Origin of the sequence: Flammeovirga pectinis (assembly GCF_003970675.1) — a bacterium.
GTDB classification, from domain to species: domain Bacteria; phylum Bacteroidota; class Bacteroidia; order Cytophagales; family Flammeovirgaceae; genus Flammeovirga; species Flammeovirga pectinis.
This window is the reverse complement of record NZ_CP034562.1, coordinates 3,101,368-3,119,014: the sequence shown is the minus strand read 5'-3', so window position 1 is coordinate 3,119,014 and position 17,647 is coordinate 3,101,368. Positions and strand designations below refer to the sequence as shown.

The 17,647-nt window shown below is 33.7% G+C and carries 16 protein-coding genes and 7 tRNA genes; 15 read left to right on the top strand and 8 right to left on the bottom strand.

Translation table 11 applies throughout. The annotated features are described in order from the left end of the window. The first annotated feature begins 26 nt into the window (after positions 1-26). From ilvB to EI427_RS12470, 11 genes are all read left to right on the top strand, one after another. Positions 27-1,769 (top strand): biosynthetic-type acetolactate synthase large subunit, encoded by a 1,743-nt coding sequence (gene ilvB / locus EI427_RS12520; protein ID WP_126615122.1) that lies wholly within the window; start codon positions 27-29, stop codon positions 1,767-1,769. A gap of 12 nt (positions 1,770-1,781) precedes the next feature. Then, positions 1,782-2,321, top strand: a complete 540-nt coding sequence (ilvN, locus tag EI427_RS12515) for an acetolactate synthase small subunit (RefSeq protein WP_126615120.1) — start codon at positions 1,782-1,784, stop codon at positions 2,319-2,321. Between the two features lie 64 nt (positions 2,322-2,385). Then, on the top strand, positions 2,386-3,450 hold the full coding sequence (gene ilvC, locus EI427_RS12510) for a ketol-acid reductoisomerase (RefSeq protein WP_126615118.1): 1,065 nt from the start codon (positions 2,386-2,388) through the stop codon (positions 3,448-3,450). A gap of 124 nt (positions 3,451-3,574) precedes the next feature. After that, on the top strand, positions 3,575-4,843 hold the full coding sequence (ilvA, locus tag EI427_RS12505; RefSeq protein WP_126615116.1) for a threonine ammonia-lyase: 1,269 nt from the start codon (positions 3,575-3,577) through the stop codon (positions 4,841-4,843). A 151-nt stretch (positions 4,844-4,994) separates the two neighbouring features. Beyond that, positions 4,995-5,071, top strand: a tRNA-Asp gene (locus EI427_RS12500). A gap of 38 nt (positions 5,072-5,109) precedes the next feature. After that, a tRNA-Asp gene (locus EI427_RS12495) sits at positions 5,110-5,186 on the top strand. Between the two features lie 37 nt (positions 5,187-5,223). Then, positions 5,224-5,300: transfer RNA gene (locus EI427_RS12490), tRNA-Asp, on the top strand. 37 nt (positions 5,301-5,337) lie between these two features. Next, positions 5,338-5,414: transfer RNA gene (locus tag EI427_RS12485), tRNA-Asp, on the top strand. Positions 5,415-5,451: 37 nt separating this feature from the next. Further along, a tRNA-Asp gene (locus EI427_RS12480) sits at positions 5,452-5,528 on the top strand. A 38-nt stretch (positions 5,529-5,566) separates the two neighbouring features. Beyond that, a tRNA-Asp gene (locus EI427_RS12475) sits at positions 5,567-5,643 on the top strand. 38 nt (positions 5,644-5,681) lie between these two features. Next, a tRNA-Asp gene (locus tag EI427_RS12470) sits at positions 5,682-5,758 on the top strand. A 40-nt stretch (positions 5,759-5,798) separates the two neighbouring features. On the opposite strand, the gene EI427_RS12465 is transcribed toward EI427_RS12470, so the two are convergent. Further along, entirely contained in the window at positions 5,799-6,740 is a 942-nt protein-coding gene (locus EI427_RS12465) for an RluA family pseudouridine synthase (protein ID WP_126615114.1), read from the bottom strand. A 68-nt stretch (positions 6,741-6,808) separates the two neighbouring features. On the opposite strand from EI427_RS12465, the gene EI427_RS12460 reads away from it, so the two are divergent. After that, complete coding sequence (locus EI427_RS12460; protein WP_240655303.1) at positions 6,809-7,999, top strand: site-2 protease family protein; 1,191 nt, start codon at positions 6,809-6,811, stop codon at positions 7,997-7,999. On the opposite strand, the gene cas6 is transcribed toward EI427_RS12460, so the two are convergent. From cas6 to EI427_RS12440, 4 genes are all read right to left on the bottom strand, one after another. After that, entirely contained in the window at positions 7,986-8,705 is a 720-nt protein-coding gene (gene cas6, locus EI427_RS12455) for a CRISPR-associated endoribonuclease Cas6 (RefSeq protein ID WP_126615112.1), read from the bottom strand. The two genes, EI427_RS12460 and cas6, sit on opposite strands and share 14 nt — an antisense overlap. A 244-nt stretch (positions 8,706-8,949) precedes the next feature. Continuing rightward, entirely contained in the window at positions 8,950-10,851 is a 1,902-nt protein-coding gene (asnB, locus tag EI427_RS12450; protein WP_126615110.1) for an asparagine synthase (glutamine-hydrolyzing), read from the bottom strand. A gap of 92 nt (positions 10,852-10,943) precedes the next feature. Then, positions 10,944-12,068: a chromate efflux transporter gene (gene chrA / locus EI427_RS12445; protein ID WP_126615108.1), complete on the bottom strand. Its 1,125-nt coding sequence runs from the start codon at positions 12,066-12,068 to the stop codon at positions 10,944-10,946. Positions 12,069-12,361: 293 nt separating this feature from the next. Further along, the gene (locus EI427_RS12440; protein WP_126615106.1) at positions 12,362-12,868 is read right to left on the bottom strand and encodes a metallophosphoesterase family protein; all 507 of its coding nucleotides are present in this window, start codon (positions 12,866-12,868) and stop codon (positions 12,362-12,364) included. A gap of 91 nt (positions 12,869-12,959) precedes the next feature. Between EI427_RS12440 and EI427_RS12435 the strand changes: the two genes are divergently transcribed. Together EI427_RS12435 and EI427_RS12430 are read left to right on the top strand one after the other, a co-directional pair. Beyond that, positions 12,960-13,571: a DUF4251 domain-containing protein gene (locus tag EI427_RS12435; RefSeq protein ID WP_126615104.1), complete on the top strand. Its 612-nt coding sequence runs from the start codon at positions 12,960-12,962 to the stop codon at positions 13,569-13,571. Between the two features lie 196 nt (positions 13,572-13,767). Beyond that, positions 13,768-14,268 (top strand): YciE/YciF ferroxidase family protein, encoded by a 501-nt coding sequence (locus EI427_RS12430; protein WP_126615102.1) that lies wholly within the window; start codon positions 13,768-13,770, stop codon positions 14,266-14,268. 1 nt (position 14,269) lies between these two features. On the opposite strand, the gene EI427_RS12425 is transcribed toward EI427_RS12430, so the two are convergent. Beyond that, the gene (locus EI427_RS12425) at positions 14,270-15,592 is read right to left on the bottom strand and encodes an N-acetylmuramoyl-L-alanine amidase (protein WP_126615100.1); all 1,323 of its coding nucleotides are present in this window, start codon (positions 15,590-15,592) and stop codon (positions 14,270-14,272) included. A gap of 153 nt (positions 15,593-15,745) precedes the next feature. On the opposite strand from EI427_RS12425, the gene tatC reads away from it, so the two are divergent. After that, positions 15,746-16,576 (top strand): twin-arginine translocase subunit TatC, encoded by an 831-nt coding sequence (gene tatC, locus EI427_RS12420; protein WP_126615098.1) that lies wholly within the window; start codon positions 15,746-15,748, stop codon positions 16,574-16,576. Positions 16,577-16,628: 52 nt separating this feature from the next. On the opposite strand, the gene recR is transcribed toward tatC, so the two are convergent. Continuing rightward, positions 16,629-17,240, bottom strand: coding sequence for a recombination mediator RecR (gene recR, locus EI427_RS12415; RefSeq protein WP_126615096.1), 612 nt, complete (start codon positions 17,238-17,240; stop codon positions 16,629-16,631). A gap of 17 nt (positions 17,241-17,257) precedes the next feature. After that, entirely contained in the window at positions 17,258-17,548 is a 291-nt protein-coding gene (locus tag EI427_RS12410) for an ATP-dependent Clp protease adaptor ClpS (protein ID WP_126615094.1), read from the bottom strand. Positions 17,549-17,647 lie beyond the last annotated feature (99 nt).

Here is a 17,647-nt window from a genome sequence, read left to right as displayed (position 1 = left end):
AAATTAGTACGACAAATTGTTTCAATATGAGTACAGCGACAAAAGAGATGTCCAATGAAGAACAAGTAGTTGGCCAGACGACAAAAAGGGTAAGTGGAGCAGAAGCAGTGCTTATGGCATTCTTAGAAGAGGGAGTAGATACACTTTTTGGTTATCCAGGTGGGGCTATCATGCCATTTTATGATAAACTCTACCATTATGAAGACAAGATTAAGCACTACTTAGTGCGTCATGAGCAAGGTGCAACACATGCGGCTCAAGGTTACGCTCGAGTCAATCATAAAGTGGGCGTCTGTATTGCAACTTCAGGTCCTGGAGCTACAAACTTAATTACAGGTTTGGCAGATGCTATGATAGATTCAACACCTATGGTAGCAATTACAGGTCAAGTAGCATCTCATTTATTAGGGACTGATGCTTTTCAGGAAACTGATGTAGTAGGTATTTCAACTCCTGTTACAAAATGGAATTATCAAGTAACTAAAGCTTCAGAAATTCCAGAAGCATTAGCGAAAGCATTTTTTATTGCAAAAAGTGGTAGACCAGGTCCTGTATTAATAGATATTACAAAAGATGCTCAATTCGAAGAGTTTGATTTTGAATATAAGCGTTGTGAAAATATTCGTAGCTATAGACCAGTTCCTACAGCTACAGAAGAATCTATAGATGCAGCAGCAGCATTAATCAATCAAGCAAAAAAGCCTTATATCCTTGTTGGACATGGTGTGATGCTTTCTAAAGCAGAAGAAGAATTAATTGCATTCGCTGAAAAATCAGGTATTCCAATGGCGTCAACCCTTTTAGGGTTATCAGCAGTTCCTGTAGACCATCCATTATATGTTGGATACTTGGGAATGCATGGTAATTATGGTGCTAATATCAAAACAAACGAATGTGATGTTTTGATAGCAATAGGTATGCGTTTTGATGATCGTGTTACAGGAGATTTATCTCGTTATGCTAAGCAGGCTAAAGTAATACATTTTGAGATTGACCCTTCTGAGGTTGATAAAAATGTAAAAACTGAAGTAGCTGTCATTTCTGATGCTAAAACGGCTCTTGAACGTATTCTACCAAAAATAGAAAAGAGAGAACATGTAAAGTGGGTTGCAGAATTCCATGCTTGTGATAAAATAGAAAAAGAAGAAGTTCTTGATTACGCATTAGGTTCATCTACAGAAAAAGTGAAAATGTCTGAAGTAATCAGAATGTTATCTGATAAAACTAAAGGCGAAGCTGTTGTAGTAACTGATGTTGGACAACATCAAATGGAAGCTTCAAGATATTATGAGTTTAAAAAAACTGATAGTATTGTAAGTTCAGGAGGTTTAGGAACTATGGGTTTTGCATTACCGGCAGCTATTGGAGCAAAGGTTGGAGCACCCGATAGAACAGTAGTTTCTATTTCTGGAGATGGAGGTTACCAAATGACAGTACAAGAATTGGGTACTATTTTCCAATATAAAATCCCTGTAAAGATTTTAGTATTGAATAATAGCTTCTTAGGAATGGTACGTCAATGGCAGGAATTATTCTTTGATAGACGCTATTCTTTTACAGAAATGGTAAATCCAGATTTTGTGAAATTAGCAGAGTCATATTATATCAAAGCTGATAAAGCAGAAACGAGAGAGTCGTTAAGCGATAAAATGGACGAATGGTTAGCTTCAGATGGTCCATCTTTCTTAGAAGTTGTTGTAGAGCAGGAATCAAATGTATTCCCTATGATACAAACAGGAGCTTCAGTATCAGAAGTTCGCTTGAAATAAAAGATTAAGATTATGGAAAAGCAAAGATTTACATTATCGATATTTACAGAGAACGTAGTAGGTTTAACAAACCGTATCTCTATTATCTTTTCAAGAAGAAAATTAAACATTGAAAGCTTAACTACATCTGCTTCAGAAGTAGAGCACATTCACCGTTTTACAATTGTATTTAATGCAACGGTAGGTGCAGCGCAAAAGCTTTCATTACAAATAGAAAAACAAATTGATGTAGTTCGTTGCTTTCTTTACGAAGACAAGGAAATGATATATCAAGAAGTAGCTTTATATAAAGTAGGCGTTGATAATTTAACAGACTCTGATGCAGTAGAAAATATTGTTCGTAAGAGTCATGCTAGAATATTAGCGGCAAAAGCTGATTTTATGGTCATTGAAAAAACTGGTCATGAAGAAGACACTCAAGCATTATATGAAGCATTAAAACCTTTTGGTCTATTGCAGTTTGGCCGTTCAGGTAGAATTGCACTCTCTAAAGAACGTCAAGAAATTAGTACGTTACTAGCAGAGTTCGAACAAGAGGATGCGATTGTGTAAGGTCGAAGGACCTTTAAAAAAGAAAACTTTCAAACTAAGGAATCACAAATTTATTTTTTTTATTATGGCAGAGATTAATTTCGGAGGAGTAGTTGAGAACGTAGTAATGCGTGAAGAATTTCCATTAACAAAAGCACAGGGAATTTTAAAAGAAGAAACTATTGCAGTTATCGGATACGGTGTACAAGGTCCAAGTCAAGCACAAAACATGCGTGATAATGGTCTTAATGTAATCGTAGGTCAACGTAAAGGTGGTGCTTCATGGGACAAAGCTGTTGCTGACGGTTGGGTACCAGGTGAAACACTTTTCGAAATCGGTGAAGCAGCTGAAAAAGGTTCTATTATCTGTTACCTTCTTTCTGATGCAGCTCAAATTGCTGTATGGCCACAATTAAAAGAGAAATTAACTCCAGGTAAAGCACTTTATTTCTCTCACGGATTTGGTGTAACTTACCATGAGCGTACTAACATCGTTCCTCCAAAGGATATTGATGTAATTTTAGTAGCTCCTAAAGGATCAGGTACTTCTTTAAGAACAATGTTCTTAGAAGGTCGTGGTTTGAACTCTTCTTATGCTATCTACCAAGATGCTACAGGAAACGCTTATAACAGAACTATTTCTTTAGGTATTGGTGTTGGTGCTGGATATTTATTCCCAACTGACTTCAAAAAAGAAGTATTCTCTGACCTTACAGGTGAGCGTGGATCATTAATGGGTGGTATTCAAGGTTTATTCGAAGCACAATATGATGTGTTAAGAGAAAACGGTCACTCTCCATCTGAAGCATTTAACGAAACTGTTGAAGAGTTAACACAATCTTTAATGCCATTAGTTGCTAAAAATGGTATGGATTGGATGTATGCTAACTGTTCTACTACAGCACAACGTGGTGCATTAGATTGGAAAGATAAATTCCGTGATGCAGTTCGTCCAGTAGTTGAAGATTTATATCGTTCAGTAGCTACAGGTGAAGAAGCACAACGTTCTATCGATACTAACTCACAACCAGATTACCGTGAGAAATTAGACGAAGAATTACGTGTATTACGTGAGTCTGAAATGTGGAGAGCAGGTGCAGCAGTACGTGCACTTCGTCCAGAAAATCAAGAAGTAGAAGCTGAAGCGTAAGCAATTCAGTTTTTTATATAGAAAAGGGATGGCTTAGGCTGTCCCTTTTTGATTTTCTTATGTATCTAATTCAATTGAAATATCAACCCTCTTTATTATATATAAAGATATAAGGTGATTTCCCATGCAAGAAACAGAAGAATTTGTAGACTTACCAACCGTTGAGTCAATAGTTAAAGCACATAGAAAATTAAAGGATGTCGTTACGCGAACGCCTTTAATGAGGAACTTGAACTTATCAGAAAGATATCAAGCAGATATTTGGCTAAAGAGAGAGGACTTGCAAATTGTGCGTTCATATAAGCTTAGAGGTGCGTATAATAAAATCTCTTCTTTAACTGAAGAAGAGCAGCATAGAGGTATTGTTTGTGCGAGTGCTGGTAATCATGCACAAGGAGTTGCATATTCTTGTAAACTATTGGGAATTCATGGTGTAATTTATATGCCTGCTCCAACACCTAAGCAAAAGGTGAGTCAGGTTAGAATGTGGGGCAAAGATAAAGTAGAGGTAGTACTTATTGGTGATACTTTTGATGATGCCTACGCTGCAGCTATGAAACGTTGTGAAGAGGAAAGCAGAGTCTTTATTCATCCTTTTGATGACCCTAAGGTGATCGAAGGTCAAGGTACTGTTGGGTTAGAGATTTTAGAAGATGCTAAAGAAGAAATAGATTACCTAGTAATGCCAATTGGTGGAGGTGGTCTATCGTCTGGAGTAGGAAGTTATTTTCAACAAATAAGCCCTGCTACAAAAATCTATGGTGTAGAACCAGAAGGAGCTCCAGCAATGAAAGAATCAATTGTTCAAGATAGAGTAGTAACTCTAGATAAAATTGAGAAGTTCGTAGATGGTGCTGCTGTTCAAAGGGTAGGTGATAATACATTTAGAATTGCAAAACAATTTCTAGAGGATGTAATATTAGTACCTGAAGGAAAAGTATGTTCTACAATATTAAGGTTGTATAACGAAGACGCAATTGTTGTAGAACCTGCAGGAGCTTTGTCTATATCTGCACTAGATGCGATTAAAGACGAGATTAAGGGTAAGAAGGTAGTTTGTGTTGTAAGTGGCTCTAATAATGATATTGGACGTATGGAAGAGATCAAACAAAGGTCTCTTTTATATGAAGGTTACAAACATTACTTCATGATCCGTTTCCCACAAAGAGCAGGAGCTTTAAGAGAGTATTTGATTGAAATTTTAGGACCAAATGATGATATTTGTCATTTTGAGTACACAAAGAAAGTCAATAGAGAAAAGGCTCCAGCAATAGTAGGAATTGAGGTGAAATCTCCTGAAGATTTTGATGCATTAATGATCAGAATGGAAAAAAGAGGTTACAAATTTGAACTACTGAATGAAAATGAGGATATGTTCCATTTTTTAATCTGATAGTTTTCTATTGATTCATACTTGTAAATCAATATATTATGGTTTTGTTAAGATAAAATTACAATTTTTATTGAGGTTGTGACTTGTTTTATCCAAATCAAGGGTGCATCTTTGCATCGCTTTTAAGAGGAATACCTGTTTAAAAGCAACTGGAGCAGTAGTTCAGTTGGTTAGAATACCTGCCTGTCACGCAGGGGGTCGCGGGTTCGAGTCCCGTCTGTTCCGCCAACAAGTCTTTCATCAAGACTTTCAAAAACTAGATGACTGGAGCAGTAGTTCAGTTGGTTAGAATACCTGCCTGTCACGCAGGGGGTCGCGGGTTCGAGTCCCGTCTGTTCCGCCAACAAGTCTTTCATCAAGACTTTCAAAACTAGATGACTGGAGCAGTAGTTCAGTTGGTTAGAATACCTGCCTGTCACGCAGGGGGTCGCGGGTTCGAGTCCCGTCTGTTCCGCCAACAAGTCTTTCATCAAGACTTTCAAAACTAGATGACTGGAGCAGTAGTTCAGTTGGTTAGAATACCTGCCTGTCACGCAGGGGGTCGCGGGTTCGAGTCCCGTCTGTTCCGCCAACAAGTCTTTCATCAAGACTTTCAAAACTAGATGACTGGAGCAGTAGTTCAGTTGGTTAGAATACCTGCCTGTCACGCAGGGGGTCGCGGGTTCGAGTCCCGTCTGTTCCGCCAACAAGTCTTTCATCAAGACTTTCAAAAACTAGATGACTGGAGCAGTAGTTCAGTTGGTTAGAATACCTGCCTGTCACGCAGGGGGTCGCGGGTTCGAGTCCCGTCTGTTCCGCCAACAAGTCTTTCATCAAGACTTTCAAAAACTAGATGACTGGAGCAGTAGTTCAGTTGGTTAGAATACCTGCCTGTCACGCAGGGGGTCGCGGGTTCGAGTCCCGTCTGTTCCGCCAACAAATTAAAAGACAAGTTCGATTTAGAGCTTGTCTTTTTTTATTTTAAAAGATTAGATATCTCAATAGGTAATTCAGAATCGAATTTTAGAATAGTTTCTTGATCTATTGGAGATACAAAATGTAATGTTTTTGCATGTAAGCAATGCCTGCCAATTGTATTCTGTAATTTAATATCATTTACAAGAAAAGGAATTTCATACCGTTTATCTCCTACTAATGGATGGCCAATATATTGCATATGGACACGGATTTGATGTGTTCTCCCTGTTTCAAGTTTACATTCAACTAAAGAGTATTTATTAAATTCCTTTATTACTTTGTAATGGGTGATTGCTTTTTTACCAAAAGAATGATCTTTCGCTACTTCAATACTTCTTTCATTTAATGGATTTCGTCCAATAAACTCATCAATTGTTCCTTCTTTACTATTTAATCTACCCCATACTAAAGCATAATATATTCTGTAAGGTTTCATCTTCTGAAATTGCTTAGATAAAAACTCTCTGGCAGCTTCAGTTTTTGCTAATACTAATACACCACTTGTGTCTTTATCTAAGCGTTGAACAATACAATCCTTAACGAGTGCATTAGGCTGTTGAGTGTTGTTGTAATGATACTTTAAAGCATTCTGTATTGTGGTATCATAATGACCTAGTCCAGGGTGCATGGGCATTCCTGATGGTTTATTGATAACTATAAATTCTCTTTCTTCTAAAAGAATTTGTAGTGGAAAATTATAAGCTACTAATTCTATTCTTTTGTGATAGGATTCGAACCATTGTATTTTATCATCTGCTTTGATTGCGTAACTAGATTTTGTTTTTTTTTCATTTACCAAAACCATTGCTTCCTTAATCTGTTTTTGTATCAGATTCCTACTTTTTTGTGGAAGTTGTAAAGATAGAAAATGATCTAAACGAGTACTTTTACTTCCTTTTGGTATTATGAATTCCTCGTGGAGATGTTTCTTTTCTATCATTATAAAATTTTTATTGTTCGATCGATAATACAAAGCTAACTTGCAAAACTTATTTTAAGAAAAGATATATGAAAGAAAATAAAGATTCTTATCAATCAGAATCAGATATTCAGCTTGAAGAAAAGCCAATTAAGAAAACAACTGTTGGTATGGTTTGGTGGAAACATCTATTACTTTTTTTGTTAACTGTTTGTGCAAGTACATTTGCTGGAGCGGAATGGATATACGGTAAATCACTTCTAATGAGTGAATTAACTCCAGAAGAATGGATAGGGTCGTTGTCTTATTCTTTACCTTTCTTGGGTATCTTAACAGTTCATGAATTTGGTCATTATTTTACAGCAAGGTATTATAAATTAAAAGTAACCTTACCTTATTATATTCCTGTATGGTTATTTAGTATTGGACCATCTATTGGCTCATTTGGAGCTTTTATAAAAATTAAGAGTGTTATAAAAACAAGAACTCAATTTTTTGATATTGGAGTTTCTGGTCCTCTAGCAGGCTTTGTAGCTGCATTATGTGTTCTTGCCTATGGATTTACGCACTTACCTCCTCCAGAATATATTTTTCAAATTCATCCAGAATATCAAAAATGGGGTTTAGATTATGCAAAATATGCATATGAGAATTTACCTGAGGGAGAAAGTTTGAGTTTAGGTACAAATCTATTATTTGAGTTTTTTAGATATTTTGTAGCTCCAGATGCATCATTAGTTCCAAATGGTCATGAAATGATGCATTATCCATTTCTATTTGCAGGGTATTTAGCATGTTTTTTTACAGCGTTAAACTTACTGCCATTTGGACAGTTAGATGGGGGACATGCATTATATAGTATTATTGGAATGAAATGGTTTAATAGATTATTACCATTTACTTTTGCAATATTTCTTTTTTGGGGAGGTCTAGGATTATTTTCAGCCTATGATTCTACAGATTTATTAATTACTTATGCTCCATTATATGTAGCTTATCTGTTCTTTGTTTCTATGAATTTATTTGAGAACAAAGTCTCTGTAGCTCTTTTTGCAATGGCAATTTTTACATTACAATTTGTAGTTTCAACTTTTACAGAAGGTATTGTTGGCTATCAAGGATGGTTACTCTTTGGGTTTTTATTATCTAAGGTTTTAGGTTTACATCACCCACCTGCTTTATACAAAAAAAGTGTTGACACCAAGAGAAAAATCATTGGTATCATCACTTTAATTGTTTTTATATTATGCTTTACACCTACTCCTTTTATTCTTGAGTAGCAGTGTCTTTAGATATTTCATAAGGAGATTTCTTTGGATTGAAATTAGGGATATCTAACATTCCAAAACCATGAGTTGTTAACTCACCAAAGCCATTATGATAGATGAATTCTTGAACCTCAGGAGCTGCCATTACCTCAAAAGGTAAAGTGTAGCCACGGGCTTCTTGGATTTCACCATTCTTTATTACAGAATAAATACGTGCAAATTTCTTGTCCATCCTATTAATTCTAGCCAAATACTCTTGGTCAGGAATTACTTGGAATCGAAAGAAAGATGAGATTTGTTCTGGAGTATATTTACCAGATTTTTCCATTCTAAACATTGTTGAATCATACAACATGTCCGAAAAATCATCACTCAAAGGGTTTACAAACATTTTATTGTTTAAACCTTCAATCATATGAAATGGTACGATTGGAGAGATACAAAGGAATTTCATAGATTCCTTAAATTCAGGAACTTCTTCTTCCTCAACATAATCTGCCTGAAGCATTAAATTGCCTAACAGAATGTGTGATTCTTGAAATAGCCCTTTAACAATTTTATCTATAAATCCTTTATTTGGACTAGTAAGAACTATTGTAGCTTTTTTCGAAAAATAATGGAGGCCTTCACGGCCAACTTTAGTCTGGCCTTTAAGACCAGAGAAAGTAAAACTAGCTTTATCAAAAACATCATTGTTTGCACATACTATCTTAAGCATGTTCTGAACAAGTTTCTGATGATGAAAGGGTAGTATTGCACCCTTATTGCGGAGATTGAAGATTATTCTAATGCGCACCTTCTAAAAAATTTGTAGTTGGTAACTTCAAGTAGGATAAAATCCTAATAGATTAAAAAATTTTATGAGAGTATGATACACTCAAAATGACATATTTCATTCACTTCACATAATATCAATAATATAATCGAATTATAGTAATTTTTTTTAATAAAATGGATTTTTTTTATTGATTAATCATTGGTTTATACTTTTTCCACCAATGTTGCAATGTTAAAATAGACCATACTTGATTTTGATCATAATTTGATGAATTGAAGATTAGTTGTTTTAATGCTTCAGTATATTCAACATTAAAGACTCCTTGCTCAATAACAAAATCTTTGTTTAATAGTTCATTTATCCATGGTCTAAGTACAGTTTTATAACCATTCATTAAGGGTACTTCAAAGCCATGTTTCGGACGTTTATAAAGTTCTTCTGGAAGTAATGGTTTAAAGGCATCTTGTAAAACACGTTTTTTCATGTTCTCATTTATTTTATATGAGGTAGGTAAACGCATTGCAAACTCAACTACTCTGTGGTCTAAGAAAGGTACTCTCACTTCTAAGCTATTAAGCATAGACATTGAGTCAACTTTATGAAGCATATCATTAACCAATAATCCATTTAAATCTGCATACAGAACATCGTTAATTCCTTTTCCATCAATTGCAGCAGTAATCGCATTTTTTCTATTTAAGAACTCAGTAGAGTTTACACTCTCTTTAAATGAAGAATTAAGAATCTGATCTGTAGAATTAGTATCTCTCCAACAACATTGGAACCAATATCTTTCTTCAGGTGTAAGCGATAAACCATCACCAAATTTCACAGCTTGTCTAATTTTATTACCAAGTGATGAATTTCTACTTTGTGGTAATTTCTTTAATAAAGGTGTTAGTGTTTTAACTAGGGAAGGAAGTAAGCCTCCTTGTCGAGATTTCCATTCTCCATAATGCTTATTATACCCAGCAAACATTTCGTCAGCGCCATCACCAGAAAGTGCTACAGTAACATTTTTCTTTGTCTCTTTACAAAGTATGTTTACGGCAATGGCAGAAGCATCAGCAAATGGTTCACCATAATTGTCTAACATTTCAAATAAATGTTGATAGAAATCGTCAGGAGTTAATTGAAATGCAGTATGATGAGTCTTATATTTTTTAGCTACTAACTCTGCATAATGAGTTTCATCAAATAAAGGTTCGTTTTTATAACCAATAGAAAAGGTTTGTAATTGATTAGTATGTCGAGAAGCAAGAGCAACAATAGCAGAAGAGTCGATTCCTCCACTTAAAAAAGCTCCTAGTGGTACATCTGCAATCATTCTATCATGAATTGACTGATCTAAAAGTTCTACTAATTGTTTTTTAGCAGCATCATAACTAATCGTTAAAGGGGTTGAAGTAGCTTCTTTCAGAGAATAATAAGGAGTAATATCTATTTTCTTATTCTTAATGAACATACAATGCCCTTGAGGTAATTTCTTGATACCTTTAAAAATAGAATTAGGAGTAGGTATGTAGGTAAGTTGTAATAATTGATAAATAGACGTAGGGTCAACTTGTTTGTCTATTCCAAATTCTAAAAGAGCTGACATTTCACTAGCAAATACTATCTTATCTTCATCAACAGCATAGAGTAAAGGTTTAATACCCATTCTGTCTCTAGCTATAAATAAACTGTCTTCTTGATTATCATAGATAGCAAAAGCAAAGAAACCATTAAACAACTCAACACATTTTTTACCATAATGTATGTATGCATATAATAGTACTTCTGTGTCAGAGGAAGTAACGAACTTTACGCCCTTTACAGAAAGTTGTTTTTTGATATCAAGAAAATTATAAATCTCTCCATTAAAAACAATACTATACCTATCAGATATATCGTTCATGGGTTGATTGGCACCTTCACTGAGGTCGATAATTGATAACCTTCTGTGTCCAAGATGTACAAAATGACTATTAAAAATACCCGAAGCATTTGGTCCACGATGAGTAATTTTATCATTTGCTCTTTGAAGATGAATTGCTTGCATTCTTCCAATTTCATTGAAAGCAAATAACCCTGTAATTCCGCACATATTAGATGTTGGCTGCTCTTTTTAGTTAAAAAAACAATAGAAGATCTCTATTTTAAGTAACGAATTTACAAAAAAAGATTTTGATTCTACTATTAAATAAAATGGAGTAAATAACCTACTAAACTTCCACCTAAAACAATCCATATAGGGCTTGATTTTTTGAAACAAAATGTGGCAATACAACTTAATAATGCAATTACAATTCCTTGCCATTGAGAGGCTATATCTCCACTCATTTGGAAAAGAACTATTACCATAATTGCTACAGAAGCAATATTAACACTATCAAGAAAATAACCAACAGTTTTAGAATTTCGTAATTTAGGGATGATAGGGTTTAATAGGACTACTAATATAAACGAAGGTAAAAAGATACCCAATGTTGCCAACAGAGCACCACTAATACCCTCTAATAAATAACCAACAAAAGTAGCAGTTGATAGAACAGGCCCTGGAGTAAATTGACCTATAGCAATTGCATCCATCAACTCTCCTCTAGTAAGAATACCAGTTGTTACAAGTTCAGCATCTAAGTAAGCAAACAGTACATAGCCACTACCATACAATACAGTACCAATTTTTAAGAAAGTTAGAAATATAGTACTTGATGTTATGGAAGATACAGGTAATGAATTTGTAAATACTAAGGGAAGAAATGCTTTTTTGGTGGAGGAAGGTGAATTTTTAAACGAAAAATATAAAACACCTAAAAAGCCAGTAATTAAAAGAGATGAAATTTCATTAGTACCACAAATACTTAATAAAATTGTGATTGCTCCTAGTACACCCAATTCAATATTTTTAAGTGCTTTTTTTCCTAATTTATAAATAGCAGAAGCTATAATTGCTAAAACAGCAGGCTTAATGCCGTAGATGAAAGGAGCTATATTGGGTAAGGTACCATATGTTACATAAGCCCATCCTAAAATTCCAGTTAGTACAACTGCTGGGAATATGAAGGATATACCTCCAACAATGAGTCCAAGAAACCCAGCTCTTTCATGACCACAATGCATTGTCATTTCTGTAGAGTTAGGGCCAGGTATTAAGTTAGTTGCTCCTACAAGATCTAAAAAGTGATCTCTAGTCATCCATTTTCTTTTTTGGACAACTTCTTCTTCAAGCATAGCAATATGAGCAGCGGGTCCTCCAAATGCTAAGCAACCTAATTTAAACATCACAAAAAAAACTTCTGCAATACGGGGAAAGTTATTCATCTTATTTATTTGATAATTTATGTAGTGCAAAGATCTACTTGAAAATGAATTTAATTGTGGTCTTTTTGAAAAAAAATGGGACATAAAAAAACAGGCACCGAGCACTTAAATCGCCCGATGCCTGTCTGTGTCACGCTTTTAGAAACTGATAATTTTTTAAAATTTTTCAGTTTGCTAGCATTATCTCATCTCATAACTTTCAAGAACAAATTAAGCGTATTTTGAACACATACACAGGTGAGATATAATGATTTTTTAGTTGATTGATATCATTGTTTTGCTATATGATAATATTATCTAAGAGAGGCTCTTTCACCAAGTTCTATAACTTTTAAATCTTTTGGCTTACCATCTTCTATTGTTAGTTTTATTAAAGTCCTCATTTTATGGAAACCATGCTTACCTGCAGCACCAGGGTTAATATGAATTAAATTTCTACTTTGGTCTGGAATCACTTTTAAAATATGAGAGTGACCACATATAAAGATCTTTGGTTTTAATTCATCAAGACGTTTTTTTAATTTTGCAGTATATCTAGGAGGGTAGCCTCCAATATGAATCATATAGATAGATACTCCATTTATAGTAAAGATCTGCTCTTCAGGAAATTCTGCTCTCAACTTACCTCCATCAATATTACCATATACAGCCCTTAATGGAGCTAAATGCTTTAGCGTATCAGTTACTTCTTCTTTACCAATATCACCAGCATGCCATATCTCATCACAATCGGAAAGATGAGCGGTTATTCTATCGTCTATATATCCGTGAGTATCAGAAATAATACCTATTAATGCCATTGTTGTTAATGATTTAAAATATTTGAATCTTAAAAAACTATTCAATCGTTCAAATTACTGTAAATTAATTAGATACAAAACTTATAAGATTATGAAACATATATTAAAATATTTATTCGCATTCATCATTCTTTTCAGTTCAGTAGATTTATTTGCTCAAGATACAGTAAAAACAAAAGAGTTGACAAAGGCTGAATTAAGAATTCAGAGAAAACAACAAAGATTAGAACAAAAACAACAGCGTAAATTATTGGCTCAAGAATTAGAAAAAATGAACCATGAGAATGCTGTTGTAGGTATAGATAGTCAATTATTTGTATTAGAGGCAATTCAAGCTTACGATAGATATGGAAATGTTGAAAATGTAAATAGTACAATCAATTTTGTGAAAATAGTTGATGATAGAGCAATTTTTCAACTTGGGTTTGAAGGGTTAGTTGGATATAATGGTGTTGGTGGAATTACAATGGAAGGAAAAATTTCTGATTATCAAGTTGAGAAGTTAGAGAATGGTAGAGTTACTGTTAAGTTTAACGCAATGGGCCCTGCAATGATGGTAAGTATGAGTTTCTCTTTAGATGGAGCGGGTAATTATGCTAATGTAAAGGTGAAAGCTCAGACGGAAAATATAGAGTTAAATTTTAGAGGTGTTATTAAACATATGAATCAGTCTAGAATTTATGAGGGAATGAAAGTTTTTTAGTAAAAAAGGAAGTTTATAAGAGGAGTATGATGTAGGTTGTACTCCTTTTTTTGTATAAACCATTTTAGTGATTATTGTCATTTAAAGTGATTATTTTATTGATGAATTTGGTGTGTATAAATTACACTTGTATATTTATAAAGTGTTGTAAATATGTGTGTTAAGATAATTTTAGTTACCTATAAATAACAACGTTATGAAACTTATCGAAGATTTAAGACACCTATTTATTCATCAAATTAAGGATCGTTACGATTCTGAAACGCAACAAGTAGAAGTCTTACAACAACTAAAAACTAAAGTTCATTCTATTCACTTAAAACGTGTTTTAGAGAATTGTGAACATCATGCTCAGAAGCATTTAACATCACTAGATAATTTATTTTCTGAATTACAAGAAAATGGAGTAGGTGATATTTGTGAATGTAGTTTAGGAGTGATTACAGAAATGGAAAAGATAATTGAAAGATCAGTTAACCCTGTAGTTACTGATATGGCAATATTATCTGCTGTAAAACAATTACATTCTAATGATTTGTCTGGGTATCATCTAATATTAATGTATGCGCATCAAGTACATGATGAAACCATTATTGAAGCATTAGAACAAATGCTTAAAAATGAACGAGACTTAGATGTTTTATTAGATGAAACAATTCATTCTATCATTGAAAAAGAAGCAGTTTACATACTTTAGCTTACTTTTTTGGAATATATTCAGCCTCAGGGTTTCTCTTCTCGCGTTCTAAAACAGTTACAATGAATGCATCAGGGAAACCTTTTTTTCGTACAACAGCTTTTATTTTCTCAGCTTCTACCTTAGAATAAGTTTTTCCAACAAGTACCTGATATTTATATGAATTTTTAGTTTCCTTATCATAAAAGAGATAAACAGGAAAGCCTAAATTCGTAAACTCTCTTTTTGTAAGGTTTATTTCTACCTCACTAGACATAATTTGAATTCTATAAAAATGAAGTGAATCATTTTGTGCATTCAGTTTTGATGAGTCCGAAGAAGTACTTACTACAGTAGGAGTAGTTTTTTTCTCTAGTGATTTTTCAGGTTTGGGATCTACCTTCTTAATAATCGTAGGCTTGTTAAATGTTCTCACATAAGCATCTTTAAACCCTTTTTTCTTAATTTTTTTGGCAAGAACATCTGCATTTTTCTTGATGTATTCTCGACCAACTAATAAAGAATACACTTTTCCTTCTTTTAAAGTATCAATAGCCATGTTTAGGTTTTTATACTTTTTTGCAGAAAGGTCTTTCCAATTTGGTGTAGCTCCAATTTGTACTCTATAATAAGGGTAGCGAACATCTAACTTTGGTCTTGGGCGTTTATTTTCAAAATTTCTTAAGGCCCTAAAAAGTGCTGAGGCAATATAAGTTTGCCCTTTACCGGAGTTAAGGTATAGTTCTTCGGTTGGATTACTCATAAAACCGCATTCTATTAATACCCCAGGCATTTCTGTGTATTGTAATACTTGAAGATTATGACCTCTATCATTACGGTCTTTTATACCTCTACTCTTTCTTCCAGCACGAATAAATTCTTTATCTATTTCTTTTGCTAGTCCAAATGAGGTTGGAAATTTTTCGCTCTGAATATGAACTTGCGTACCATGGTAATTTCTATTGCTTAACGCATTACAATGTATACTTATAAAATAGTCAGCTTTTATTTTATTAGCATAGTTAACTCTATCAGTTAGCGAAATAGTTCTATCTGTTTTTCTTGTATATTTTATGGTTACATTTTTAACACGTTCTTCTAAATAACCACCTAATCTAAATGCGATATCAAGGTTTAAATCAGATTCATGCTTAAAAGTTTTTTTACTTCTAGGTTTGCCCACATCTTCTCCACCATGTCCTGGATCAATTACAATTACTACATTTCTGTCGAAACTGTATTGTTTAAAAGAATCACTTTGTGCCTTTACTACAGATATATCAATCAATAATAAAAGAACCAAAAGTGGAAGTGAAAATTGTAATATATGTTTAAAGAAAGTCATATTTATAAGTCCTCTGTAAAATCTATCCTACGAAATTGCGTGATGTGATTCTTATTTACAAGTATTCTTATATAGTTCTTATATTAATTATGCGATTTCGATCAAAATGTCGAACTTTAGGCGGAATTAAAAAGACAGATATTATACAAACAAATGGCAGATAGTACTGAGCAAGAAATGTCCTTCTTAGATCATCTAGAAGAACTAAGATGGCATGTGATGAGAGGGGTTGCATCAATTTTCATTTTTTCAATCATCGCCTTTATCGCTAAATCATATGTATTTAATGTGATTATTTTAGGTCCATCGAGGCTCGACTTCCCAACATATCAATGGCTTTGTGAATTATCTAAGTATTTACATACAGATGCCTTATGTATTGAAAGTTTACCATTCACAATTCAGAGTAGAACAATGACAGGGCAATTTGCAATGCATATAATGTCTTCTGTTGTGATAGGGTTAATTTTTGCTTTTCCTTATACTTTCTGGGAAATTTGGAGATTTGTAAAACCAGGTTTATATGATACTGAGCAAACTGTAACAACAGGAGCAACTTTTTTTGTGAGTTTACTCTTTATTACTGGAATTTTATTCTCATATTTTATTGTATCACCTTTGGCAATTAACTTTTTGTCAAATTATCAAATAGATGAATCTGTATTGAATGAGTTTGATATAACCTCTTATATATCAACTTTAGCAATGATAGTCCTTTCCGGTGGAGTGATGTTTCAGTTACCAATGGTTGTATACTTCTTATCAAAATCTGATATGGTTACTCCAGAAAGTATGAAACAGTATAGAAAACACGCTATCGTTATTATTCTGATAGTTGCTGCTATTATTACACCTCCAGATCCTATAACTCAAATCTTGATTGCAGGACCAATTTTATTACTTTATGAAATAAGTATTTATATCTCAGCAAGTGTTTTGAGAGGTAAACAAAAAAAAGCTAAAAAAGAATTAAGGAAATTATAATATTGAAGACTGAGTTACTGTAAGGTGACTCAGTTTTTTTATCTCTATAAAATTATTGAGAAAGGTTTGTTCTTTCAGAAATAGAACGACCGAGTGTTAACTCATCTGCATATTCTAAAGCACCACCAACAGGAATACCTCTAGCAATGTTAGTGACTTTCATCTCAGGAATGTCATTAAGTTGCTGACGGATGAAGAATGCAGTTGTATCGCCATCTAAACTAGCATTTAGAGCAAAAATTACTTCATTGATATCTTCGGAATGAACTCTATCAATAAGATGTTCAATAGTTAGATCCATAGGCGTTATACCTTGTAAAGGTGAAATAACACCATTGAGAACATGATATATCCCTTTATAGGCACCTGTAGATTCAATAGCTAATACGTCAGACATATTTTCTACCACGCAAAGTGTATTTATGTCTCTTACAGGGTTTTTACAAATTCCACAAAGTTCTTCATCAGAAATATTGTGGCATTTTTTACAGTATTTTACATTTAAGCGTAATGCAGCAATTGATGTAGCTAAATCTTTTGCGTACAATTCATCCTCCTTCAAAATATGTAATGCAAGGCGTAAAGCAGACTTATTACCAATACCTGGTAATTTTGAAAGCTGAGCAACTGCTTGCTCTAAAGATTTTGAAGGAAGGTTTAACACGAAAAGGTAATTTTAGATTAGAGAATTTCAGAGGATATACCTCTGTCTGACATTGAATTACGCATAGGAGCAAGTTCATCGAAAGTACCATTTTTAACGGCACATTTTCCATTGTAATGGATAATCCAAGTACATTGTTCTGCTTGATGTGTTGTGTGTTCACAAACTTGAACAAGTGCATCAATTACATGATCAAAAGTATTGACCTCATCATTGAACACTACAAGTTCTCTATTAAGTTCAGAGTCTACTTCAGTTTCCTCAAGTACTTGAACATCTATATCTGGTTGAGTTGCAAATTTTAACATACGAAAGTATAAGATTTGAATACACAAAAATAACGATCATGATTATATTTAACTAATCACACACTATATAACATTAGAACTATTGATTTAGTTTGCGTT

What these genes read in the sequence shown, in the direction of transcription:
- ilvB (WP_126615122.1), top strand. Translation starts at nt 27, where the DNA reads ATGAGTACAGCGACAAAAGAGATGTCCAATGAAGAACAAGTAGTTGGC.
- ilvN (WP_126615120.1), top strand. Translation starts at nt 1,782, where the DNA reads ATGGAAAAGCAAAGATTTACATTATCGATATTTACAGAGAACGTAGTA.
- ilvC (WP_126615118.1), top strand. Translation starts at nt 2,386, where the DNA reads ATGGCAGAGATTAATTTCGGAGGAGTAGTTGAGAACGTAGTAATGCGT.
- ilvA (WP_126615116.1), top strand. Translation starts at nt 3,575, where the DNA reads ATGCAAGAAACAGAAGAATTTGTAGACTTACCAACCGTTGAGTCAATA.
- EI427_RS12465 (WP_126615114.1), bottom strand. Translation starts at nt 6,740, where the DNA reads ATGATAGAAAAGAAACATCTCCACGAGGAATTCATAATACCAAAAGGA.
- EI427_RS12460 (WP_240655303.1), top strand. Translation starts at nt 6,809, where the DNA reads ATGAAAGAAAATAAAGATTCTTATCAATCAGAATCAGATATTCAGCTT.
- cas6 (WP_126615112.1), bottom strand. Translation starts at nt 8,705, where the DNA reads ATGCTTAAGATAGTATGTGCAAACAATGATGTTTTTGATAAAGCTAGT.
- asnB (WP_126615110.1), bottom strand. Translation starts at nt 10,851, where the DNA reads ATGTGCGGAATTACAGGGTTATTTGCTTTCAATGAAATTGGAAGAATG.
- chrA (WP_126615108.1), bottom strand. Translation starts at nt 12,068, where the DNA reads ATGAATAACTTTCCCCGTATTGCAGAAGTTTTTTTTGTGATGTTTAAA.
- EI427_RS12440 (WP_126615106.1), bottom strand. Translation starts at nt 12,868, where the DNA reads ATGGCATTAATAGGTATTATTTCTGATACTCACGGATATATAGACGAT.
- EI427_RS12435 (WP_126615104.1), top strand. Translation starts at nt 12,960, where the DNA reads ATGAAACATATATTAAAATATTTATTCGCATTCATCATTCTTTTCAGT.
- EI427_RS12430 (WP_126615102.1), top strand. Translation starts at nt 13,768, where the DNA reads ATGAAACTTATCGAAGATTTAAGACACCTATTTATTCATCAAATTAAG.
- EI427_RS12425 (WP_126615100.1), bottom strand. Translation starts at nt 15,592, where the DNA reads ATGACTTTCTTTAAACATATATTACAATTTTCACTTCCACTTTTGGTT.
- tatC (WP_126615098.1), top strand. Translation starts at nt 15,746, where the DNA reads ATGGCAGATAGTACTGAGCAAGAAATGTCCTTCTTAGATCATCTAGAA.
- EI427_RS12410 (WP_126615094.1), bottom strand. Translation starts at nt 17,548, where the DNA reads ATGTTAAAATTTGCAACTCAACCAGATATAGATGTTCAAGTACTTGAG.